This window comes from Pseudomonas fjordensis, from assembly GCF_976987115.1.
The window spans coordinates 2,984,219-3,007,787 of sequence record NZ_OZ336860.1 but is presented as its reverse complement, the minus strand read 5'-3'; the positions used below and the strand labels follow the sequence as shown (position 1 = coordinate 3,007,787).

Sequence of the window (23,569 nt, the reverse complement as noted above, 5' to 3'; positions counted from 1 at the left end):
TCACAACTTGGCAATGGACACTTCTGTGGACTTCACAAAGGCAATCACCTCACTGCCCACTTTCAATTCCAGGTCACGCACCGAGCGCGTGGTGATCACCGACGTCACAATGCCCGAGGCGGTCTGCACGTCGATTTCCGACACCACTTCCCCCAGCAGAATCTCCTTGATCACGCCTTTGAACTGGTTGCGCACGTTGATCGCTTTGATGGTCATGTCGGCTTTCCTTTTGGCTGTTGGGTCAATCCGCACGAATGCGCAGGCCCTCAAAATGCGCTGCCGGATAGAATATTAAAAGGAATAAATGTCTATTTATTTATTCGATATAGGCATATGCGGGGTGATGTTTCATGACCCGCCCACGGCTGAATTTGTGTGTGGCAGCGACCTATGACCGCACATCTTGTGCGTTGACCAACTTTGTTACACCCCATATAGTGTGCCCACAAACAGATCAGACCACTACATAGTGTGCAGCATCGGTATTTACCGACCACACTACGCGCAGTATTTCAATGCCTTGTAGCCTGCAAAAACATTTATTTTTCGAGTACCAGGAAGGAGTATTTCCATGCTGAGTTGGGATGAAGTCGACAACGAAGACACCGGTGCAGCGGTGATCAAAGGCGCCAACGCCGGCCACGCCACCGAAGCCAACATGGACCGCCTCGACGGTGCCGGCGCCGCTGCCGCCGTGGAAGCCCGCGCCGTCACCGCCAACGACTCCGCCGCCATCGTGCGCGCCAAGGCTGCCCTGGACAAACTCGACGTCGCCGAAGGCCTCGCCGAACTCGAAGGCGCCTCCGCCCGCGTCGCCGTTGACGAAAAGCGCATGATCAACTGCCGCGCCGACCTCAACCAACTCGTGCCCTTCAAGTACGACTGGGCCTGGCAGAAGTACCTCGACGGCTGCGCCAACCACTGGATGCCGCAAGAGGTCAACATGACCGCCGACATCGCCCTGTGGAAAAACCCCGAAGGCCTGACCGACGACGAACGCCGCATCGTCATGCGCAACCTGGGCTTCTTCTCCACCGCCGACTCCCTGGTGGCCAACAACCTGGTACTGGCCGTGTACCGCCTGATCACCAACCCGGAGTGCCGCCAGTACATCCTGCGTCAGGCCTTCGAAGAAGCGATCCACACCCACGCCTACCAGTACTGCATCGAATCGCTGGCCATGGATGAAGGCGAGATCTTCAACATGTACCACGAGATTCCATCGGTCGCCAAAAAAGCCGCCTGGGGCCTGAAGTACACCCGCTCGATCTCCGATCCGAAGTTCGAAACCGGCACCGTCGACACCGACAAGGAACTGCTGCGCAACCTGGTCGCCTACTACTGCGTGCTGGAAGGCATCTTCTTCTACTGCGGCTTCACCCAGATTCTGTCCATGGGCCGCCGCAACAAAATGACCGGCGTGGCCGAGCAGTTCCAGTACATCCTGCGCGATGAGTCGATGCACCTGAACTTCGGTATCGACGTGATCAACCAGATCAAAATCGAAAACCCACACCTGTGGGATGCTGAGATGAAGGAAGAAGCGACCCAGATGATTCTGCAGGGTACGCAGCTGGAGATCGAATATGCGCGGGATACCATGCCGCGCGGTGTTCTCGGCATGAATGCGGCGATGATGGAGGATTACCTCAAGTTCATCGCTAATCGTCGCCTGTCGCAGATCGGCTTGAAGGAAGAGTACCCAGGCACCACCAACCCGTTCCCGTGGATGAGCGAGATCATGGACTTGAAGAAAGAGAAGAATTTCTTCGAAACCCGTGTGATCGAATACCAGACCGGCGGCGCGCTGAGCTGGGACTGACATAACCTCTGTAGGAGCGAGCTTGCTCGCGAAGAACGTCAACGATAACGCGCGCATCCTGAATGAACGCGGTGCCCTTGGGGTCTTCGCGAGCAAGCTCGCTCCTACATGGGGGCCGCGGTGTTCTTCAAACTTTTGCAAATTGCCTTTATGCCCAACCAAACCATCAAGACCCCTTGCGTCGGCCTGTGCTCCACCGTCTACGGTGACCTGGTCTGCCGGGGCTGCAAGCGTTATCACCATGAAGTGATCCAGTGGAATGGCTATAGCGCCGTAGAAAAACAAGCGGTGTGGCTGCGCCTGGAGCAGTTGCTGGTACAGGTGATGGCCAGCAAGCTGGAAGTCTTCGATCCGCAGCGCCTGCGTCAGCAACTGGAAGCGCGCAAGATTCGCTTTGTGCCGCACCAGTCGCCGTATTGCTGGGCATACCAACTGATTGCCCGGGGTGCACGGGTGATCTCCAAGCTGGATGCGTATGGCTTGGCGTTGCTGCCCGAGTTTCGCGAACGCCACCTGGCGGACCTGCGCGATGCGATAGACCGGGAGTTCTTTCTGCTGTCCGAGGCCCATTACGAACGCTATATCGCCCCGGTTTTCCTGAAAGAGTCATTCGGACCGGCGCTGATTGCCACGCGCTGACCCACATCGCAAACGCTGTGCCTTGCCTGCGATGTAACCACGATGCGAAGCGAGCCGCTCTTGATCTGCTTTTGATCTTAAGCGCCCCGTTAAACCACGCTGGCCGGAATTCGACAGTGATTTGGGGGGTAAACCGGCAGGGATGCCGGTTTAGCCGCCCCGCGCCATGGATGGCGCGTGGCGGCGGCCCCCCAAATCACTGGCGGATTACGGGCACACCGAGCCTAGGCGAGGTGCCGAGTGGTGGGGCAAGAGCCCTTTTGGTTACTTTTGGGGCTCTTTTCCAAAAGTGACCCGCTGTCAGAGCGGAACCCTAGGTGGCCATTACCTAAATAACGGATATGTACCCGGTCCAACTGTGTCGCCTGCCAGGCCGCCTTCGCGAGCAAGCCCGCTCCCACAGTTGGATCGCGGGGTGTCAGGGAGATAGGCGTCGGCTATCAAGCCGTCATCGCAGGCAAGCCAGCCCCCACAGTTGGATCGCGGGGTGTCATCCCCCTTCACAGACCAGCCCCCCTCCCACCCAATTGTGTTTAAAATGCCGCCCGCCCGATGACCGACGCTTAACGATGACCCCAGACGCCCTCGCCACCCTGCACGCCCACCTGCTCACCGCCCTGGCTGACGCGCCTGCGGAAACCCGGCGCCTGTTCCATGGCCGTGGCCGCTGCTGGCCAGGCCTGGAGCAACTCACCGTGGACTGGCTGCAAGGGGTCGTGCTGGTCGCCCTGTTCAAAGAAACCGAGCACCTGCAAGCCCTGAAGCACACCCTGTTGCAGATCGAGTGGAGCCGCTTCGGCGTACACACCGTGGCCCTGCAACACCGCTACCTGCCGCAAAGCACCACCGAATGGCTGGTGGGCGATGCCATCGACGAGCTGACCATCACCGAGGGCGGCCTGCGCTACCTGATCGACCTGGGCAAAAAACAGAACAGTGGGCTGTTCCTCGACATGCGTTACGGGCGCAACTGGGTGCGCGAACAGGCCAAAGGACAGCGTGTGCTCAACCTGTTCGCCTATACCTGCGGTTTTTCCGTGGCCGCCATCGAAGGCGGCGCCGACCATGTGGTGAACCTGGACATGGCCCGTGGTGCCCTCAGCCGTGGCCGCGACAACCATCGCCTGAATGGGCATGACCTGAGCCGGGTGAGCTTCCTGGGCCACGACCTGTTCAAGTCCTGGGCCAAGGTGACGAACAACGGCCCTTACGATCTGGTGATCATCGACCCGCCCTCCTTCCAGAAAGGCAGTTTCCTACTGACCAAGGATTACCAGCGCGTGCTGCGCCGCCTGCCGGACTTGCTCAGTGCCCAAGGCACCGTGCTGGCATGCATGAACGATCCGGCCTTCGGCGAAGATTTCCTGATCGACGGCGTGACCCGCGAAGCACCGGGCCTGCGCTTTGTGCAGCGGCTGGAAAACCCACCGGAATTTCCTGATATCGACCCCCAGAGCGGATTAAAGGCACTGGTGTTCCGTCAGGGCTGATGCCCAAATGGCCTACGCTTGCTACGCTAACGGATACGCCGGGCGGTGAACCTTATCCTCCCCTTCCCGGTCGATACCTGCATTCCCTGGCCAGACTCGACGGCGCTACGTCGTCGGCTGCCCCGTTTGACCTTTTGGAGAACCGCCCGTGATATCGACCCTGCATGTAGCCAGACTTAAAGCCTGGGGCGCCCACGGCTTTACCGCCACCGGTGTGGTACTGGCCTTTTTGGCCACCCTGGCGCTGCTGGAAAACTCCCCCAAGGCGTGCCTGCTGTGGCTGGGCCTGGCGCTGGTGGTGGATGGCGTCGACGGCTCGCTGGCGCGACGGGTGAATGTCAGCACGGTACTGCCCAGCTTTGACGGCTCGGTGCTGGACCTGGTGATCGACTACCTCACCTACGTGTTCATCCCGGCACTGTTTATCTACCGCTACATCGACCTGCCCGATTTCACCCATCTGTTTGCGGTGTCGGTGATCCTGGTGTCGTCGCTGTTCTGCTTTTGCAACGTGAACATGAAGAGCAAGGACAACTACTTCGTCGGCTTCCCTGCCGCCTGGAACGTCGTTGCCCTGTGCGTCTATATCATCCAGCCGGATGCCTGGGTCACCTTGCTGACCGTGATTGGCCTGGCGCTGCTGACCGTGACGCCGATGAAGTTCCTGCACCCGTTCCGGGTCAAACGCTTCATGCCGATCAACATCGCAGTGACGACCATCTGGCTGTTGTGCAGCTTCCTGATGGTGGTGGACTACCCCAACACCAACCCTTGGACATTTGGCCTGTGGTCGCTGATGTCGGCCTACTTCCTAGGTATCTGCATCTGGCGCACGGCCGTGGAATGGCTGGGCGCGCACAAATAACCAGGCGGGCCCGGTAAAAAATGTGGGAGAGGCCTGCCCCCTCCCACATTTGAGTCACATCGCAGTAAGATGCTGGCCTTCTGCGGCCCTCCAACAATAAGCCCTGCCCATGCCTTTCGAACTCAGCGTTGACCTCACCACCCTGGCCATCCTGGCCGTTGTCGCTTTTATCGCCGGTTTTATCGATGCCATCGCTGGCGGTGGCGGTTTGTTGACCACGCCTGCCCTGCTCACCGCCGGCATGCCGCCGCATCTGGTACTGGGTACCAACAAACTCAGCTCCACCTTCGGTTCGGCCACCGCCAGTTTTACCTTCTATCGCCGCAAGCTGTTTCACCCACGCCAATGGGTGCACGCCATCGTCGGTACCTTGATCGGTGCGCTGACCGGCGCGGTCGTCGCCCATTACTTGCCCGCCGAAACCCTGAACAAGATGCTCCCGGTGATCGTCTTCGCCTGCGGTGTGTACCTGCTGTTCGGGGGCACGCCCAAGGCGCCACTGGATGCCGAGGCACCGATCAAGAAGAAATGGCAAGCCACCCAGGGCTTTGGCCTGGGCTTCTACGACGGCGTGGCCGGGCCCGGCACGGGGGCGTTCTGGACGGTCAGCACGATGCTGCTGCACCCCATCGACCTGGTGAAGGCCAGCGGTGTGGCGCGCAGCATGAACTTCGTCAGCAACGCGGCGGCGCTGACGGTGTTCATCATCAATGGTTCGGTGGACTGGATTGTCGGCCTGGCGATGGGGGTGTCGGTGATGTGTGGCGCGTTCTTTGGCGCACGCAGCGCGATCAGCGGCGGCGCCAAATTCATTCGCCCGGTGTTTATCACCGTGGTGCTGGGCCTGACCGTGCGCCTAGCCTGGCAGCACTGGTTCAGCGTGGCCTAAGCGGCGGGCCACGTAGAGGTCGATGAGGTAACGCGCAATCGAGCGTGACGCTGGCAACGGCGGCAGCTCGTGGATATTGAACCACTGCGCATCCTCGATCTCGTCGGCCTGGGGCACGATATCGCCCCCGGCGTATTCGGCATGAAAGCCCAGCATCATCGAGTGAGGGAACGGCCAGCATTGGCTGCCCATGTACTGGATGTTCTTGACCTCCACCTGCACCTCTTCGCGCACTTCACGGATCAGGCAGTCTTCAGCAGACTCACCCGGCTCGGCAAAACCGGCCAGGGTGCTATAGACCCCCGTGACAAAACGCGGCGAACGCGCCAGCAGGATCTCATCGCCACGGGTCACCAGCACGATCATGCTTGGCGAGATACGCGGGTAGCTGCGCAGGTCGCAGGCCTGGCAATACATCGCCCGCTCCCTCGGCACCTGCACCATCGCCTGGGCACAACTGCCACAAAAACGATGTTCCCGCGCCCAGGTACCGATCTGCGCGGCGTAGCCCAGCACCTTGTACAGGGTGTGATCGCCTTGCAGCATAAAACCGCGCAAGCCCTGCCAACTGCACCCTGGCACTTCTGCCGGCGCGTTGAGTTCCAGCAGGTACACCGGCTCGCCGTCAAGGTGGCCGATGCCGTGTTCGGCAAACACCGACAGGTCCTGGCGCTTGAGCCATTCGCGCGGGAACAGCGGGCCGTTGGTGTCGTGTAAAAAGCCTTCGCGGCTGCGGGCGACGGCCCAGCCGCCAGGGGCGTCGTTGTCCAGCAGCGTTGTCGTAATCCAGCCTGGGGTCATGTCGGTCAATCCACGAATTCGGGTTTCTGCTTACTCATGTGGGCCGCGATGGCCACGCGCAGGTCGTTGGATTGCAACATAGCCGAGTTCCAGGTGGCAACGTATTCCAGGCCGTCATTGACTGTGTGGTCACGCATGTAGCTGATCATGGCCTTGGTGCCAGTCACGGCAATCGGCGACTTGGCGGCGATTTGCTGGGCCAGGTCCATGACGCCCGCCAGCAGGCTTTCATGATCGGCAAACACGCGGTTGACCAGGCCGATGCTGCGCGCTTCTTCGGCGCCGAACTGGCGACCGGTGTAGGCCAGTTCACGCAGCATGCCGTCGCCGATAATGCGCGGCAGGCGTTGCAAGGTGCCGACGTCGGCGGCCATGCCGATGTCGATTTCCTTGATCGAGAATTGCGCGTCTTCAGCTGCATAGCGCATGTCACAGGCACTGATCAGGTCGATGGCGCCGCCGATGCAGTAGCCCTGGATCGCCGCCAGCACGGGCTTGCGGCAAGTGTCCACGGCGTTGAACGAGGCTTGCAGCTCGAGGATCTTGCGGCGCAGCAGGCGCGCATTGCGCCCCACGTCCTTGCCAAAATCATTGGCGATCGAGGCCAGCATCATCAGGTCGATGCCTGAGGAAAAGTGCTTGCCGGCCCCGCTGAGTACCACGGCACGCACGGCGTCGGTCTCGTCGACCCATTGGAAGATGTCGATGATTTCGGTCCAGAACGCCGCGTTCATGGCGTTGATCTTTTCCGGGCGATTGATCTGCACATGGGCAACGTTGCCGCTGAGTTCGACAACGAAGGCTTTGTATTCGGACATGGCAGTGGTCCCTGACTGGCGATTGAGAAAGGCCAGACTATATCAAGGGTGCGCCACGGCGCATCGGCCAAAAGCGGGACTGGCACCGGCGCAGGAAAAGCCGCTGGATAAAACCCCGCGCACACGCCATCCTTTGCGCTTTAAGCCGCGCTGTCAGCGGCGCTCGACGTTTTAAGGATATGCCATGCACGCCCACCCCCTCGCTCCCACCGATTTCGAATTCATTGATGCCACCTTGCTCAAATATGGCGAAGACCACTCGGTGCTGAACATGGCCGAACTCGACGGTTATTTCACCGCCCTGGTTTCCAGCCCGGCCAAGGTGGATGTGGCCGAGTGGTTCCCGGCGATCTGGGGTGGGCAAAACCCTGAATGGGACAACATGGACGAGGCCCAGGCTTTTCTCGAGCTGTGTGTACGCCATATGAATACCCTGGCCGCACAATTGGCCATTGATGCCCAGGCATTCAAAGCCCGTTTCGATGAAACAGAACATCAAGACCAGGCGGTGACCCTTGCCGAGGAATGGTGCTTTGGTTATTTGCGCGGCGTGGCGATCGCCGACTGGCCGCCATTGCCCGCTGCACAAGCCGGGCAACTGGAGCGGATTTCCTGGTGCGCCGAGCAGGACAACTTCGAACTGCCGGCAGACCTGGATGTAAACGCCCATCAACAGCGGGTCAGCGAGATCGAACCGGCTGCGCGGGCGCTGCATGACTACTGGCTGAGCCAGCGTTAAGGCAGGCAAACCTTTTTTGTAGGAGCGAGCTTGCTCGCGAAAAACTTCCAGGCGCCGCGTTCATTCAGGAAGCCCGCTTTATCGTTGGCGTTTTTCGCGAGCAAGCTCGCTCCTACAGTTAGGCCCCCCCACATTTAGGCCGGAGCGCACTCCAATACATCACGCAGATCACCCGTTCACTCGACAAGCATGGCGTGTTTGCCTGATGATTCGGGTCCGCATGTCGGCCACTCCACGCCACCTCGCCTTGACCAGGAGCCTTGTACCTTGAGTTCGCAGAAAACCGTGACCGTTACACCGCCCAACTTCCCCCTCACTGGCAAGGTCGCGCCCCCCGGCTCCAAATCCATTACCAACCGTGCGCTGTTGCTGGCGGCATTGGCCAAGGGCACCAGCCGTTTGAGCGGTGCGCTCAAAAGCGATGACACGCGCCACATGTCGGTCGCCCTGCGGCAGATGGGCGTCACCATCGACGAGCCGGACGACACCACCTTTGTGGTCACCAGCCAAGGCTCGCTGCAGTTACCGACACAACCGTTGTTCCTCGGCAACGCTGGCACCGCCATGCGCTTTCTCACGGCTGCCGTGGCCACCGTGCAAGGCACCGTGGTGCTGGACGGTGACGAATACATGCAAAAACGCCCGATCGGCCCGCTGTTGGCTACCCTGGGCCAGAACGGCATTCAGGTCGACAGCCCCACCGGTTGCCCGCCAGTGACCGTGCACGGCGTGGGCAAGGTCCAGGCCAAGCGTTTTGAGATTGATGGTGGCTTGTCCAGCCAGTACGTATCGGCCCTGCTGATGCTCGCGGCGTGCGGCGAAGCGCCGATTGAAGTGGCGCTGACCGGCAAGGACATCGGCGCCCGTGGCTACGTGGACCTGACCCTCGATTGCATGCGTGCGTTCGGGGCCCAGGTGGACGCCGTGGACGACACCACCTGGCGCGTGACCCCCACCGGCTACACCGCCCATGATTACCTGATCGAACCCGATGCGTCCGCCGCCACGTATTTGTGGGCCGCAGAAGTGCTGACCGGTGGGCGTATCGACATTGGTGTAGCCGCGCAGGACTTCACCCAGCCCGACGCCAAGGCCCAGGCCGTGATCGCGCAGTTCCCGAACATGCAGGCCACGGTGGTAGGCTCGCAAATGCAGGATGCGATCCCGACCCTGGCGGTGCTCGCCGCGTTCAACAGCACGCCGGTGCGTTTCACTGAACTGGCGAACCTGCGCGTCAAGGAATGTGACCGCGTGCAGGCGCTGCACGATGGCCTCAACGAAATTCGCCCGGGCCTGGCGACCATCGAGGGCGATGACCTGCTGGTCGCCAGCGACCCGGCCCTGGCTGGCACCGCTTGCACCGCACTGATCGACACCCATGCCGACCATCGCATCGCCATGTGCTTTGCCCTGGCGGGGCTGAAAGTCTCGGGCATTCGCATTCAAGACCCGGACTGCGTGGCCAAGACCTACCCTGACTACTGGAAAGCCCTGGCTAGCCTGGGCGTCCACCTAAACGACTGACACACAAACCTGTAGGAGCGAGCTTGCTCGCGAAAAACGTTAACGAAAACGCGCGTTTGCTGAATGAATGCGGCGCCTGTGAGTTTTTCGCGAGCAAGCTCGCTCCTACAACCCTGCCGGGAGCGTCAATGACCCTTCGCCAACCCTGCCCACCCGGCGCCTGTGTCTGCAACCGTGAACAACTCCTGCAAGCGCCCGGCGCTGACCTGCGCATTCTGCAACTGACGCGCCAGCAGGAAAAAATCCTGCTGGAGCGCCTGGAAAACCTCAAGAGCCTGCAAGACCTCGAACACCTGCAACAGCGGATGTACGACCAACTGGGCATCCGCGTACACATCGCGCCAGGGCATACCGAGGTCAAGAGCATGCGCGGGATCCAGATCGTCATCGACGAACTGCCGGGCATGTGTCGCAAGACCCGCCAGTCCATCCCCGCGTCCATTCGCCGAGGCCTGGAGAAAAAACCAGAGATTGCCTACCGCTTGCTGGACGCCCACGACCTGTTTCGCGACGTCTGAATTATCCCGCCACTGCTTCTCGCTCAAACAACTCCTGCCCCACCGCCCGGGCCTTGTGCAAGTGCGCCTGGGCCGTGCCACTTTCCGAGTCCAGCAACAACGCGGAGGTGAGTCAATACGGGCCTGCTCAGCCTGCACGTCAATGCCGGGACGCGCTGTCGCCCTTCACCGCTGGCGGCAGCATTTCCCAGGCCGGCCTGCGCGCCATGCTCGGCGCGGCGCAAGCGCTGTCCCACGCGGCGGCCAATGGTGAAATCAGCCGCGAGGAAGCTCAGCAGGAGCTGCTGGAGACTATCCTCGGGATGGTCAGGCGCGTCAGGCCGTAGGCAGACGGCTCTGGACGAACAGTTGCGCCTTGCGCGCCAACTGGTCCAGGTGCCGATCACGCTGTTTCTCTGCATCGACCATGGCGCGCTTGCCGTGTTTTTGCAGCAGGTAGGTGTGGATCTGCCGCACTTCCAGCGAGCTGTAGATCGAAGCCACATCCAACACGCCCATCAGCCCTTCGGTGGCGTAGTTGCGAGTGTTCATCACGACCTGGGTGCCACGCGCACCGCGCACCTGGAAGCCCATGGCTTCGAACGCCGCAACCTTCTCTACCGCACAGGCCAGTTCGGCGTGGGGATAACGCGCCAACACCTCGTCCAGCATGCTGCGTGCCACACCCTGGCGACGAAAGCCGGCCTGCACCGCCATAAACGCGATGCCACACGCGTACGGATCATCCTTCACCGGCAGATACAGGCAAAAGCCCACCACGGCGTCGTCTTCCATCGCCACGACCAACTCCACCGCAACGCCCTTTTCGCCATTCAGCGCCTCAAGGTACAGGTGCACCTCAAACCCGATGGCGTACTGGTAGATGTTGTACAGCAGGTTGCTCGGTGCCAGCGCCACGCTGCTGATATCGGTGAGGTTGTCTACCACCATCTGCAGGATCTGGCTGTTGATCGGTTCGGGGCACGGTGTGGTGTAGCGGGTAAGGCTGAACATGCAAATTCCTGGGGTTTCGCGTCAAGGCAGCGGCGATTGTACCTGTTGCGGGCCGCTCATGGCCCGCACACCTCGCGCAAACAGGTGCGCAGCCAGCGATGGGCCAGGTCGGCGTCCTGTCGCGGGTGCCACAGCATCGCCACGGTAAACGGCGGCAACGTCACCGGCAGCTCAAAGCAGTGCAAGCCTCGAGGCGGCACGCTGATATAGCGCTCAGGCACACTGGCGATCAGGTCAGTATCACGCGCCAGGGCGATGGCCGTGTTGAAACCGGCGACCACGATGCTGACCTGCCGAACCAGACCTTGCGCCTCCAAAGCATCGTCGATCTGGCCACGGTCCTGCCCGCGCCGCGACACATAGACGTGTTGTCCCTGGGCGAAACGCGCTGCGCTCAAAGGGCCGCGACTCAGCGGATGGCCCTCGCGCACCACACCCACCAGCCGGTCACGAAACAGCGCCTGGGTCAGCACTTCGGGGCTGGCGCCGACATCGACCACACCGGTTTCCAGGTCGACACCACCGTCGCGCAGCAACGCACTGTGCTTGTCGCTCTTGTGCACGAAACGCAAGCGCACGCCGGGTGCCTCCTGGGCGATACGCGCCAGCAATGCGGGGCCGAAGCGCTCGACGAACTCCTCACTGGTGCGCAGGGTGAAGGTGCGCACCACCGCCCCCAAGTCCAAGGAGTGCGCCGGGCGCAATACGGCGTGGGCGTCCTGCACCAGTTGGCTGACTTGCTCGCGCAGCTGCAACGCCCGGGGCGTCGGCACCAGGCCGCGACCGGCGCGCACCAGCAACGGGTCGCCAGTGGCCGCGCGCAAACGCGCCAGGGCCCGGCTCATGGCCGAAGGGCTCAGGCGCAAGCGCTGGGCAGCGCGAGCGACGCTGCCTTCGGCAAGCAGCACGTCCAGGGTGATGAGTAAATTGAGGTCGGGCATGCGCGCTCCTTAATCAGGCGTTCGGTGCAGCTATAACCTGCAACCCATGCGTCTTCCGCCATATTAGGCGACGCCGTAGATTTGTGACAGGTGCATTCATTCAAGGAAACGCGCATGCAAACCTCCACACGCGGCGGCCTGGTCGCTTTGTCGTTGTCCATGTTGCTGGCCGCCCTGGGCACCAGCATCGCGAATGTTGGCCTGCCCAGCCTGGCGCACGCCTTCGGGGCATCGTTTCATGCGGTGCAGTGGGTGGTGCTGGCCTACCTGCTGGCTATCACCGCCGTGATTGTCAGCGCCGGGCGCCTGGGCGACCGTCTGGGGCGCCGGCGCTTGCTGCTGGCCGGCTTGCTGGTGTTTGCCCTGGCCTGCGCCGGGTGTGGCATCGCGCCGACCCTGCCCTGGCTGATCGGCGCACGGGCATTCCAGGGCCTGGGCGCGGCAATCATGATGGCAATGACCCTAGGCATGGTGGGTGACACCGTCACTAAAGAAAATACCGGCCGAGTCATGGGCCTGCTCGGCACCATGTCGGCACTCGGCACGGCCATGGGGCCAAGTGTCGGCGGGGTATTGCTCAGCCTGTGGAGCTGGCGCGCGCTGTTTCTGATCGGCCTGCCCTTGGCGGGAGTGGCTGCCGCCCTCGCCTACCGTTATTTGCCGGTGGATGCTGACCGCCGCGAAACTTCACCAGGCGATACATTCTGGGCGCCCCTGCGCGATGCGCCGTTGCGCGCCGGCTTGGTCATGAGTGCTCTGGTGTCGGCGGTGATCATGGCCACGTTTGTGGTGGGCCCGTTCTACCTGTCCCGTGGCCTGGGCCTCGATCCCGCCTGGATGGGCTTGGCCATGGCCGTGGGGCCTGCGGTCGCAGCGGTTACCGGTGTACCGGCGGGTTACCTGACCGATCGCCTCGGCAGCCAACGCCTGACCCTCGTGGGACTGAGCGTGATGCTCTGCGGCGCCTTGTTGCTGTCGCAGGCGTCCGGGCTTGGCGTTTATCTCGCGGCCCTGATCGTGTTGACGGCCGGCTACAGCCTGTTCCAGGCGGCCAACAACACGGCGGTGATGAGCGATATACAGGCGACACGCCGAGGCACGGTGTCCGGCCTGCTGAATCTGTCGCGCAACCTGGGTCTGATTTTCGGCGCATCGGCCCTCGGCGCAGTGTTTGCCCGCACCACACCGGATGTCAGTCACGCCGCGCCACAGGCGGTGGCTGCCGGCTTGCACGCGACCTTCGCCGTGGCCGCGGGTTTGATACTAGTGGCCATTTTGGTGAAGGTCTTGGCCCTCTGCGATCAGGGCGCGAAACACTCGGCATTCAAGAACTGAGCAAAAAAGTTCGGACCAACGGGTGCATGGATGCACCTGGATCGCGCATCATGGGCACTTTCAAGCTCAAGGGTAACGTCCATGCGCGTTCTGTCATTGATGATGGGTCTTACGACGCTGGCCGCCACTACGGTGTTCTGCGCCAGCGCGATGGCGAATGAAGAAAGTCAGTTAGTCCAACAGATCAACCAATACCGCAGCCAGGTACAACGCTGCGGTGACCAGGGTTCCCAGGAGCTGCCACCGCTGGCCAGCGACACACGGCTGGTGCTGCCGGCCTCCAATGTCGGCGATTTGCAGCAGTCGCTGGCGCGGGCTGCGTACCCGATGGTGAACGTGCAGGCCATCAGCCTGTCCGGGCCCAAGGACGCCAAGGCTGCGATGAAAGCGGTACGCGAAAGCTTCTGCCGCGTAGTGCTCGATCCGCAGTTTGTCGACATCGGCGTCAGCAACAGCGGCCAGGACTGGCGCATCGTGCTGGCTCGCCCGCTGCTGACCAGCGGCCTGGGCGACTGGCAAACCGAAGGGAGAAAACTGCTCGATCTGATCAACACCGCGCGTGCCGAGCCGCGCCAGTGCGGCAGCCAGGCGTTCACCGCGACCACACCGCTGTCGTGGAACGACACGCTGGCCAGCGCGGCCAACAGCCACACGCGCAACATGGCCAACGGCAACTTCTTCGACCACCTGGACCACGACGGTCGTACGCCCGGGGACCGCGCCGAACTGGCCGGGTATATCGCGAAGAACATCGGCGAAACCATCGCCGCCGGCCTCGACACGCCGCGCAAGGTCGTCGACGGTTGGCTCGCCAGCCCCGGCCACTGCGCCACCCTGATGAACCCGCAATTTCGCGATTTGGGTGCCGCCTACGCGATGGACCCCAAGAGTGACGCGGGCATCTATTGGACGGGTTTATTCGGCACGCAATGAAGGTTGGGCGCCGGCCCAACCCGGCCAATGATGACGGCGTGCAAATAGACAATGAAATCAAAGTGCTATCAGGGAGATAATCACGCTGAACTGAATGCGGTCATTCCGGTCTGTAGCTAGTCGGTGTGACTCTTCAAAGCTAAAGAATGCGTGGCAAGCAAGGTGTGAACCCAATGATGAATTGGCTGCAAGGCAGCAGCGAAATGGCAGAGCGGGTTCGTCAGCATGATTGGGCCAATACGCCCTTGGGGCCACTTGAACACTGGCCCGACGTGTTGAAGACAACCGTTGCGCTGTCCTTCGCATCGAGTTTCCCCCAGGCCATCGTCTGGGGGCCTCAGTTGATTACCCTTTACAACGATGCGTTCACGCCGATCCTGGGTAGCAAACCCGATGCGTTGGGTCGCCCGTTCAACGAGATCTGGCACGAGGTGTGGGACGATATCAGCCCTATCGCCGACGCCGCGTTCGACGGGCACGCCACCTATATCGAAAACTTCCCGCTGCTGATCCAACGCAACGAAGCGCCGGAACAAGCCTATTTCACCTTCTGCTACAGCCCGATTCGCAATGCCCAAGGCGTGGTGGTCGGTCTGCTCGACACGGTGACCGAAACCACTGCCACGGTGTTCCTGGCCCGTCGTCTTGAAGTGCTGGACGCCATTAGCAACTGCGTGACCAACGCCACCGATGCCGAAACCATCATGACGTCGACCACCCGTTTATTGGCCCAGCACCTGCAGGTGTCCATCTGCGCCTACGCCGACATGGACGAGGATCAAGACGGCTTCACCATTCGCGGCGACTGGTCGGCGCAAGGCTCGCCGAGCATCATCGGCCATTACAGCCTGGCGGCGTTTGGCGAGTGCGCGGTCAACTGCCTGCGTGCCGGCGAGCCACTGGTGATACGCAATAATCTGATCGAGTTGCCGCCCCATGATGCCGCAAGCTTCCAGGCGCTCGGTGTGACAGCCACCATTTGCATGCCATTGATCAAAGACGGGCGGCTCACCGCGCTGATGGCCGTACACGACAAAGTGCCGCGCTTTTGGTCGTCCTACGACATCGCGCTGTTGGGTGAAGTCACCGAACGTTCCTGGGCACATATCGAGCGCGTGCGTGCCGACGCCGCCGTGCGTAAGGGCCTGGCTGCCTATACGGAACTCAATGCCAGCCTGGAGCAGCGCGTGAATGAGCGTACCCGTGCGCTGGCCGAAGCCGAAGCTGCACTGCGCCAGTCACAAAAACTTGAGGCCATCGGCCAACTGACCGGTGGCGTCGCCCATGACTTCAACAACCTGCTGACCATCATTCGCTCATCCGTGGATTTCCTGCGCCAACCGGGCCTGTCCGAAGAGCGTCGGCAACGCTATATGTGTGCGGTGTCCGACACCGTGGAGCGGGCCAGCAAGCTCACCAGCCAACTGCTCGCCTTTGCCCGTCGCCAACCGTTGAACCCGCAGGTGTTCGATGTCGGCCAGCGCGTACAGAACATCGGCGAGATGCTCGAAAGCGTCACCGGCGCGCGCATTCATGTGCAGGTGCAATTGCCTGATCAGCCCTGCTATGCGCGCATCGACCCCAGCCAGTTCGAAACCGCGCTGATCAACATCGCCCTCAACGCCCGCGATGCGATGGACGGCCAGGGTACCCTGACCCTCAAGGTCGCCGGGCAGCAAACGCTGCCACGTATCCGCGGGGATGCCGAGTCGTGCATGCCCTACATCGCCATCTCCCTGGCCGACACCGGCACCGGGATTCCCAGCGATACCTTCGAGCGCATCTTCGAGCCGTTCTTCACCACCAAGGCCGTGGGCAAAGGCACGGGCCTTGGCCTGTCGCAGGTATTCGGCTTTGCCAAGCAGTCAGGCGGCAATATCGATGTGGCCAGCACCCTGGGCCACGGCACGGTGTTTACCTTGTACCTGCCGCAAGTCGAAGGCGAAGCGGCGCCGGATCAAGACCCGCTTGCAGATCTGCCTGCGCCGCAAGAGGCGGCTCATCAGCATGTGCTGATCGTCGAGGACAACCTTGAGGTGGGGCGCTTCGCCAGCCAGATCCTCAAGGACCTGGGTTACCAGACCACCTGGGCGACCAATGCCGAACAGGCGCTCAATCTCGCCGGCAATGACGTTCAGGGGTTTGACGCGATTTTCTCCGACGTGGTGATGCCCGGCATGACCGGCGTGGCCATGGCCAAGCTGCTGCGCCAGCGCCGCCCGGACCTGCCCGTGGTACTCGTCTCCGGCTACAGTGAGGAACTGGCGGACAGCGGCTATGAAGGCTTTGAATTCCTCGCCAAGCCCTACTCCGCCGACCAGGTTGCGCGGGTGCTGGCAAAGGCGATGTGCAAGGATCAGTCGACGACCGCCACCTGATTGCGGCCCGATGCCTTGGCCTGGTACAGGGCCTTGTCGGCGCTGTTCATCAAGCCGTTCAAATCCAGATGCTGAGCGTGGGTGGACGCCACGCCCAGGCTGGCGCTCACCCCCTGGACCGGGTCGGCGGGCAAGTCACCAATTTTCTGGATCAACTGCTCGGCAATGCCGCGCGCGGTCTCCAATGAGGTATTGGGCAGCAACACCGCAAACTCCTCGCCTCCCAGGCGACCGTAGATATCGGTCTGGCGAAAGGATGCGCTGATCACTGCGCCAATCTGGCGCAACACCTGGTCACCGACTTGGTGGCCATAGGTGTCATTGATGGCTTTGAAGTGGTCCATGTCCATCATCAACGCACACAACGGCTGCTGCTCGCGCAGGCACTGCGCGTACAGCAACTGGGCCTGCTCGTAAAACGCCCGACGATTCATCAGCCCGGTCAGCTCATCGGTCTGGGCGGCACGGGTGGAAATATGATGAGCGCGCTCCATCTGCCGCGTCAGGCGAAAGGCTTTCTCCAGAGCATCGGAGAGTTTGTGCGTCGCCCCGACCACAAACGAGGCAAACACCAGCACCGCCAGCGCCACGCCGACTTGCATCGGTGAGGGCTGGAGCAGCATCCATACCGTACAGGGAAGCAACACCAGCGCCATGGAACCCAGCGTCATGTAGCGATAGGCCGAATAACAGGACACCGCACTGACCGACATGCCCACGGTAAACAGCATCACCAACGCCTGGGATAAACGGTCATCAACCGGCATGACCGCCAGCGCCCCGCCGCCCCAGATACCCGCCGACAGCATCAGCGTGATCCAGTAGCGGCGTTCCCAACGGGCGGGTGTGCGCCCCGCGTCAGGGCAGCGAAACCATTGCACGAACAAATGCAGGCGCACCAATGACGAGCCCGCCAGCAGTACCAGCCACACCAGGATGACCTGATGATCGAACCGGTCCCAGCACAGCCAGCAGAGCATGACGGCGCCCAAGTAGCTGCCGAAGATCGCCGAGAATGATTGACGAAACAGCTGGTGCAAACGATCGGTTCGCACCTGCTCTTCGATTTGCTGACCCTGATCTTGCCCGAGGCTATTCATGGGATTGGCCTGTGTGAACGGCGACGACAAAGCGCCATTGTGGCACCTTGCCAGCAAGCCGAACAGCAGCATCCGCCGCGCTAGAGCGTTTCAGGCTCCTCGGGCCGCAAAATCAGCACACCCAAGGGCGGCAAGTTCAGCGACAGCGACACCGGTTGCCCATGGCGCGGCTCATCCTGGGTAAACACTGCGCCACCGTTACCGTAATTGGAGCCGGCGTAGGTGTCGGCATCACTGTTGATCACCTCACTCCAGCGCCCGCCAAACGGCACACCGACTGCGTAGCCTTCGCGGGGCACCGGGGTGAAGTTGGCCACCACCAACACCGGCTTGCCATCTTTGCTCCAGCGCAGCCAGGCGTAGACGCTGTTGATCGCGTCGTCACCGATCAGCCATTGGAAGCCCTGGGGCGCATCGTCCTGTTCGTGCAACGCAGGTTCTTCGCGGTACAGACGGTTCAGGTCGCCCACCAGCTTCTGCACGCCACGGTGCTCGGGGTATTGCAGCAAATACCAATCCAGTTGCTGGTCGTGGTTCCACTCGCGCCATTGGCCAAATTCGCAGCCCATGAACAGCAGCTTCTTGCCCGGATGCATCCACATAAAACTGAGGTAGGCGCGCAGGTTGGCAAATTTCTGCCAGCGGTCGCCGGGCATCTTGTCGATCAGCGAGTGCTTGCCGTGTACCACCTCATCATGGGAAATCGGCAGGATAAAGCGCTCGGACCAGGCATACACCAACCCGAAACTCAGCTCGTTGTGATGATGGGCGCGGTACACCGGGTCTTGCTGGATGTAATGCAAGGAGTCGTGCATCCAGCCCATGTTCCATTTGTAGTTGAAGCCCAGGCCACCCTGTTGGGTCGGCTGGCTGACGCCCGGCCAGGCCGTGGACTCCTCGGCAATCACCAAGGCGCCCGGCGCTTCAAGGGCGACCACGTCGTTGAGGTGCCGCAAGAAGTCGATGGCTTCCAGGTTCTCGCGACCGCCATGGCGGTTGGGCACCCATTCACCGGCCTTGCGCGAATAATCGCGATACAGCATGGAGGCCACGGCGTCCACGCGCAGGCCGTCCACATGGAAATGCTTGAGCCAATGCAAAGCCGACGCGAGCATGAAACCGTGGACCTCGGTGCGGCCCAGGTTGTAGATCAGCGTGTCCCAGTCCTGGTGAAAACCTTCCAGGGGGTTGGCGTATTCATACAGCGCGGTACCGTCAAATTGCGCCAGGCCGTGGGTATCGGTGGGGAAATGCGCTGGCACCCAGTCGAGAATCACACCGATATCGGCCTGATGGCAGGCATTGACGAACCAGGCAAAGTCTTCCGGCGAGCCAAAGCGTGCGCTGGGGGCAAACTGGGATAATGCCTGATAGCCCCAGGAGCCACCAAAGGGGTGCTCCATGATCGGCATCAGTTCGATATGGGTGAAGCCCAATTGTTGAACGTAAGGAATCAGCCGCTCGGCCAGTTCGCGCCAACCATATTGACGGGCCACTTCACCGGCCTCGTCCAACTCGCACTGCCAGGATCCCACATGCAGCTCGTAGATCGACAACGGCGCGGTGGATTTCTGCTTGTCGCCCCGCGATTGCATCCACTCATGGTCCTGCCAATCCACTTGCAAAGGTGCGGCGACCTTGGAAGCGGTGTCCGGCGGCAGTTGGGTGGCCAGCGCCACGGGGTCGGCCTTGAGCGGCAGAATGCCATGGGCGCCGAGAATTTCGTACTTATAAGCCGCGCCCGGTTGCAGGCGCGGGATGAAGATTTCCCACACGCCCGATGGATGGCGCAGGCGCATCGGGTGACGGCGCCCGTCCCAGATATTGAAGTCGCCCACCACCGACACCCGCCGGGCGTTCGGCGCCCAGACGGCAAAGCGCACGCCTTGCACGCCATCGACGCTGACCACCTGCGCCCCAAGGCAGTTGCCCAGGTCACGGTGATTGCCTTCGGCAAACAGGTACAGGTCCATTTCCCCAAGCAGCAATTGGCTGAAGCTGTAAGGGTCTTCGGTGATCTGCTCACCACCGGCCCACTGGATTTTCAGCAGGTAAGGTTGGCGCATGCTGAAGTGCCCGACAAACAGGCCCGGCACCTGGGTGGCGTCGAGGCTGCCAAACGGCTCGCCCGTGTCACGCGCCAGCACCTGAACACTCAGGGCCTCCGGCAGGAACGCACGGATAAACTGGCCGCCCTGCTCGTCATCATGGGGCCCCAGGATCGAAAAAGGATCGGGGTGCTCGGCGCGCACCAGCGCATCGACGTCCTTGGACGCCGGCAATGCAGTCAGCTTGGGCTGCAGCGGTTCTCTCTGTGTAAAACTCATGACGTCTCCCCACCGCGTACAGGTTTAGATATAGGTGTCAGCCCGCTCAGCAAGCCGTGCAGCCCTTGCAGGGGCACCGGCAGCCAGGTCGGGCGGTTTTCTGCTTCGTAGGCCACTTCGTACGCGGCCTTTTCCAGGCTGAACAAGGTCAGCGCTGCGTCGTGGCCGTTGGCATCCTGCCAGTCATGCGCCAGTGTAGACGCAGCGGCCTGATAAGCCTGGGTAAATGCCACGCGGGCTTCATTCAGGTAGCGGTCGGTCACCCGCTTGCGCGCCGCGTTCGCTTCTGGCGTGTGATCCACCCCTTGCACATTCAGCGCCATGGCCGCCGCATAATCGAAGGAACGCAGCACACCGCTCACATCCTTATAAGGGCTGTGCTTGCCGCGCCGCTCATGCAGCGGCCGCGCCGGCTCGCCTTCGAAGTCGATCAAGTAGGCATCGCCCTTGACCACCAATACCTGGCCCAGGTGCAAGTCACCGTGGACGCGAATGCGCAACCCGCCCGCCGTGGCTTTGGCCAACGCCTGAACATGCGCCGCGATGGCTTTTTTCTGCGCCAGTAATTCACTGACCAACGCCTGGTCGGCGGGGTTCAACTGGCTTTGATGAAGCTTGAGCAACTGCAGGGCACGGTCGATCTGAGCGCCCACATCCTTGGCCCAGGCCTGGGAGTCCTTGGCCGTGGTGACTTCTGGCTTGAAGGCTTTATCGCTCGTTGGCGCGCCCAATACCACGTGCATTTCACCCAGGCGCTGACCGAGCAAACCGGCAAAATCCGCCAACTCACCAAGGGCGTTGTAGTGCTGTTCCTGCTCAGAGATCGCGTCGGCCAACTCGTCACGGATCGCCCGCTCCAGGTTGTTCTGGGTCCAGCTCCAGGCATCGCCCTGGTTGCTCAAGTAACCCTGGGCGATCATCAGCAGGTTGTCCTGCCCCTGCCCGTCTCGGCGGCTCATGAAGCCCAGCAGCGGCGAAATGTTCGGGTAGCCGGCGGCGGTCAGGTAGGCGCTCATTTCCAGCTCCGGGTGCACACCGGCGCTGACTTTACGAATCAGCTTGAGCACCAGACTGTCACCGACCACCACCGAGCTGTTGGACTGCTCGGCAGACAGATAACGCACCGGCGATTCACGGGTCAGTTGCAGCGCGGCCAAGTGTTCAGTCGCCTCAAACCGCAGATCGCCGTCAGGGGTACTCAGCACGGTACCGGCCTGCATGGCCTGGATCACCTCAAGGATAAAATGCTCAAGGCTGAAGGCATCGGTTACTAACCCTACCTGCCGGGTACGTCGCACTCGGGCCAACGCCAATTGCTGGGGCAAGGCGCTGGTGAACTGGTCTTCGCCAAGGAAGCCCAAGGGCAGTTGGTAACGGTTGACCTGGCCAGCACTGGTCACTTCGATCTCACTGAGCAACACCGGATGCTGCGGGTCGCCAAAACGCACGCCGTAGGCGATGCGCACCGTGTCGATTGCCGTGTCTTTGCCGGCAAACCAGCGACGCTTGGGCAGCCAGGCCGGCAGTGAAGTGTGCTCCAGGCTGGTGCGGCAAGGTTCTTCCAGTAACTCTTCCATGCGTTTTTTCAGTACCAAAGTGGTGAAGTCAGGCATGCTTTGCGCCGGTTCCACATGCCAGCTGGGCATCTGGTTTTCCGCGGCCAGCACGAACCAATAGAAACCATAGGGCGCCAGGGTCAGCAGGAAATTCAGCTGGCCGATCGGCGGGAAGGCATTACCGCCGAGCATCTCCACCGGCACCATGCCGGCAAAGGCCGACAGGTCCAGCTCCGCCGCCTGGGCGCTGCGCGACACGTTGGCCACGCACAGGATGATCTCGGTGTGGCCGTCTTCACCGGTGTATTCACGGGTATAGGCCAGGATGCGGCGGTTGGTCGGTGAGAGCATTTTCAGGCTGCCACGGCCAAACGCCTTGGACTGTTTGCGCACTGCGAGCATGCGCCGGGTCCAGTTGAGCAATGAGTGCGGATCCTGGGCCTGGGTCTCGACGTTGACCGACTGGTAGCCATATTGCGGGTCCATGATCGGCGGCAGCACCAGGCTGGCCGGGTCGGCACGGGAAAAGCCGCCATTGCGGTCGATGGACCATTGCATGGGCGTGCGCACGCCGTCACGGTCGCCCAGGTAGATGTTGTCGCCCATGCCGATTTCATCGCCGTAGTACAAGGTCGGCGTGCCCGGCATCGACAGCAACAAGCTGTTAAGCAGTTCCACCCGCCGACGATCACGCTCCACCAGCGGCGCCAAGCGTCGTCGAATGCCCAGGTTGATGCGGGCGCGGCGGTCTGCGGCGTAGTAGTTCCACAGGTAGTCGCGCTCTTTGTCGGTGACCATTTCCAGGGTCAGCTCATCATGGTTGCGCAGGAAAATCGCCCACTGGCAATTGGCGGGAATCTCCGGGGTCTGGCGCAGAATATCGGTAATGGGAAAGCGATCTTCCTGGGCCAGTGCCATGTACATGCGCGGCATCAGCGGGAAGTGGAATGCCATATGGCATTCATCGCCGTCGTCACCTTTTCTGTCACCGAAGTACAGCTGCGTGTCTTCCGGCCATTGGTTGGCTTCGGCCAGCAGCATGCGGTCGGGGTAATGGGCATCGATCTCGGCGCGGATCTGCTTGAGGACGTCGTGGGTTTCGGCCAGGTTCTCGTTGTTGGTGCCGTCCCGTTCGATCAAATAGGGAATGGCGTCCAGGCGCAGGCCGTCGATGCCCAGGTCGAGCCAGTAGCGCATTACCGACAGCACCGCTTTCATGACCTGCGGGTTATCGAAGTTGAGGTCGGGTTGGTGCGAGTAAAAGCGGTGCCAGAAGTACTGGCCGGCCACCGGGTCCCAGGTCCAGTTGGACTTTTCGGTGTCGAGGAAAATAATGCGCGTGCCGTCGTACTTCTGGTCATCGTCCGACCACACGTAGAAGTCCCGGGCGGCCGAGCCTGGCTTGGCCTTGCGCGCACGCTGGAACCAGGGGTGCTGGTCGGAGGTGTGGTTGATCACCAGTTCAGTGATCACGCGCAGCCCGCGTTGGTGGGCTTGGGCAATAAAGCGCTTGGCGTCGGCCATCGTCCCGTAGTCGCTGTGCACGCCGCGGTATTCGGCAATGTCGTAGCCGTCATCACGACGCGGCGACGGGTAGAACGGCAGCAGCCAGATGGTGTTCACGCCCAGGTCGGCGATGTAGTCGAGTTTGGCGATCAGCCCGGCAAAGTCACCAATGCCGTCGTTGTTGGAGTCGAAGTAGGATTTGACGTGAACCTGGTAGATCACCGCGTCTTTGTACCAGAGCGGGTCTTTGATAAAGGTGGCTGCCTTGGGTTTCTTGGCCATTGCAAACTCCTGAAAATACAAAGTTCTCGAGGATCGTTCCCACGCTCCGCGTAGGAACGCAGCCCCGGACGCTCCGCGTCCCAAGCGCGACGCAGAGCGTCAAGCGAGGCATT

At 61.6% G+C, this 23,569-nt stretch carries 19 protein-coding genes and 2 pseudogenes; 12 read left to right on the top strand and 9 right to left on the bottom strand.

Annotated elements, in window-relative coordinates; genetic code table 11:
* On the bottom strand, positions 1-216 hold the full coding sequence (locus ACWHXD_RS13475) for a TOBE domain-containing protein (RefSeq protein ID WP_003173733.1): 216 nt from the start codon (positions 214-216) through the stop codon (positions 1-3).
* A gap of 355 nt (positions 217-571) precedes the next feature.
* Between ACWHXD_RS13475 and ACWHXD_RS13470 the strand changes: the two genes are divergently transcribed.
* The 5 genes from ACWHXD_RS13470 to ACWHXD_RS13450 all read left to right on the top strand — a co-directional run bounded on the left by ACWHXD_RS13470 (position 572) and on the right by ACWHXD_RS13450 (position 5,705).
* On the top strand, positions 572-1,822 hold the full coding sequence (locus ACWHXD_RS13470; protein ID WP_032892020.1) for a ribonucleotide-diphosphate reductase subunit beta: 1,251 nt from the start codon (positions 572-574) through the stop codon (positions 1,820-1,822).
* A gap of 150 nt (positions 1,823-1,972) precedes the next feature.
* Entirely contained in the window at positions 1,973-2,461 is a 489-nt protein-coding gene (locus ACWHXD_RS13465) for a DUF1289 domain-containing protein (RefSeq protein WP_138762631.1), read from the top strand.
* Positions 2,462-3,030: 569 nt separating this feature from the next.
* A complete protein-coding gene (locus tag ACWHXD_RS13460; protein ID WP_138762630.1) occupies positions 3,031-3,951 on the top strand; it encodes a class I SAM-dependent methyltransferase in 921 nt (306 codons plus the stop codon).
* A gap of 148 nt (positions 3,952-4,099) precedes the next feature.
* A complete protein-coding gene (gene pcsA, locus ACWHXD_RS13455; RefSeq protein ID WP_003191017.1) occupies positions 4,100-4,816 on the top strand; it encodes a phosphatidylcholine synthase in 717 nt (238 codons plus the stop codon).
* A gap of 109 nt (positions 4,817-4,925) precedes the next feature.
* Positions 4,926-5,705: a TSUP family transporter gene (locus tag ACWHXD_RS13450; protein WP_003191011.1), complete on the top strand. Its 780-nt coding sequence runs from the start codon at positions 4,926-4,928 to the stop codon at positions 5,703-5,705.
* On the opposite strand, the gene nudC is transcribed toward ACWHXD_RS13450, so the two are convergent.
* Positions 5,673-6,506, bottom strand: coding sequence for an NAD(+) diphosphatase (gene nudC, locus ACWHXD_RS13445; RefSeq protein ID WP_098951620.1), 834 nt, complete (start codon positions 6,504-6,506; stop codon positions 5,673-5,675). The genes ACWHXD_RS13450 and nudC overlap by 33 nt on opposite strands.
* Positions 6,507-6,511: 5 nt before the next feature.
* The gene (locus ACWHXD_RS13440; protein ID WP_138762629.1) at positions 6,512-7,324 is read right to left on the bottom strand and encodes a crotonase/enoyl-CoA hydratase family protein; all 813 of its coding nucleotides are present in this window, start codon (positions 7,322-7,324) and stop codon (positions 6,512-6,514) included.
* A gap of 184 nt (positions 7,325-7,508) precedes the next feature.
* Here ACWHXD_RS13440 and ACWHXD_RS13435 point away from each other — a divergent pair, with 184 nt between their 5' ends.
* From ACWHXD_RS13435 to ACWHXD_RS13425, 3 genes are all read left to right on the top strand, one after another.
* Complete coding sequence (locus ACWHXD_RS13435; RefSeq protein ID WP_032892024.1) at positions 7,509-8,063, top strand: UPF0149 family protein; 555 nt, start codon at positions 7,509-7,511, stop codon at positions 8,061-8,063.
* 267 nt (positions 8,064-8,330) lie between these two features.
* Complete coding sequence (locus tag ACWHXD_RS13430) at positions 8,331-9,587, top strand: 3-phosphoshikimate 1-carboxyvinyltransferase (RefSeq protein ID WP_138762628.1); 1,257 nt, start codon at positions 8,331-8,333, stop codon at positions 9,585-9,587.
* A 128-nt stretch (positions 9,588-9,715) separates the two neighbouring features.
* Positions 9,716-10,105: a hypothetical protein gene (locus tag ACWHXD_RS13425; RefSeq protein ID WP_098951626.1), complete on the top strand. Its 390-nt coding sequence runs from the start codon at positions 9,716-9,718 to the stop codon at positions 10,103-10,105.
* A gap of 1 nt (position 10,106) precedes the next feature.
* Here the strand turns inward: ACWHXD_RS13425 and ACWHXD_RS13420 are convergent.
* Positions 10,107-10,217 (bottom strand): annotated as a pseudogene (locus ACWHXD_RS13420) (flavodoxin family protein); the annotation flags it as partial.
* Between the two features lie 28 nt (positions 10,218-10,245).
* Here ACWHXD_RS13420 and ACWHXD_RS13415 point away from each other — a divergent pair.
* A pseudogene (locus ACWHXD_RS13415) lies at positions 10,246-10,431 on the top strand (TetR/AcrR family transcriptional regulator); the annotation flags it as partial.
* On the opposite strand, the gene ACWHXD_RS13410 reads toward ACWHXD_RS13415, so the two are convergent.
* Positions 10,421-11,098, bottom strand: coding sequence for a GNAT family N-acetyltransferase (locus ACWHXD_RS13410; protein WP_138762627.1), 678 nt, complete (start codon positions 11,096-11,098; stop codon positions 10,421-10,423). The pseudogene ACWHXD_RS13415 and the gene ACWHXD_RS13410 sit on opposite strands and share 11 nt — an antisense overlap.
* 56 nt (positions 11,099-11,154) lie before the next feature.
* A complete protein-coding gene (locus tag ACWHXD_RS13405) occupies positions 11,155-12,039 on the bottom strand; it encodes a LysR family transcriptional regulator (protein WP_098951629.1) in 885 nt (294 codons plus the stop codon).
* Between the two features lie 114 nt (positions 12,040-12,153).
* Here ACWHXD_RS13405 and ACWHXD_RS13400 point away from each other — a divergent pair, with 114 nt between their 5' ends.
* The 3 genes from ACWHXD_RS13400 (at position 12,154) to ACWHXD_RS13390 (ending at position 16,685) form a co-directional block, all read left to right on the top strand.
* Positions 12,154-13,374 (top strand): MFS transporter, encoded by a 1,221-nt coding sequence (locus tag ACWHXD_RS13400; RefSeq protein WP_138762626.1) that lies wholly within the window; start codon positions 12,154-12,156, stop codon positions 13,372-13,374.
* 81 nt (positions 13,375-13,455) lie between these two features.
* The gene (locus ACWHXD_RS13395) at positions 13,456-14,307 is read left to right on the top strand and encodes a CAP domain-containing protein (RefSeq protein WP_138762625.1); all 852 of its coding nucleotides are present in this window, start codon (positions 13,456-13,458) and stop codon (positions 14,305-14,307) included.
* A 173-nt stretch (positions 14,308-14,480) separates the two neighbouring features.
* Positions 14,481-16,685: an ATP-binding protein gene (locus tag ACWHXD_RS13390; RefSeq protein ID WP_138762624.1), complete on the top strand. Its 2,205-nt coding sequence runs from the start codon at positions 14,481-14,483 to the stop codon at positions 16,683-16,685.
* Here ACWHXD_RS13390 and ACWHXD_RS13385 read toward each other — a convergent pair.
* The 3 genes from ACWHXD_RS13385 to treS form a co-directional block, all read right to left on the bottom strand.
* Positions 16,664-17,785 carry a GGDEF domain-containing protein gene (locus tag ACWHXD_RS13385; RefSeq protein WP_138762623.1) on the bottom strand — a complete coding sequence of 374 codons (1,122 nt, stop codon included), beginning with the start codon at positions 17,783-17,785 and terminating at the stop codon, positions 16,664-16,666. The two genes, ACWHXD_RS13390 and ACWHXD_RS13385, sit on opposite strands and share 22 nt — an antisense overlap.
* An 80-nt stretch (positions 17,786-17,865) precedes the next feature.
* The gene (gene glgB, locus ACWHXD_RS13380) at positions 17,866-20,112 is read right to left on the bottom strand and encodes a 1,4-alpha-glucan branching protein GlgB (RefSeq protein ID WP_138762622.1); all 2,247 of its coding nucleotides are present in this window, start codon (positions 20,110-20,112) and stop codon (positions 17,866-17,868) included.
* A complete protein-coding gene (gene treS, locus ACWHXD_RS13375; RefSeq protein ID WP_138762621.1) occupies positions 20,109-23,456 on the bottom strand; it encodes a maltose alpha-D-glucosyltransferase in 3,348 nt (1,115 codons plus the stop codon). The genes glgB and treS overlap by 4 nt, the downstream gene beginning before the upstream one ends.
* Between the last annotated feature and the right edge of the window lie 113 nt (positions 23,457-23,569).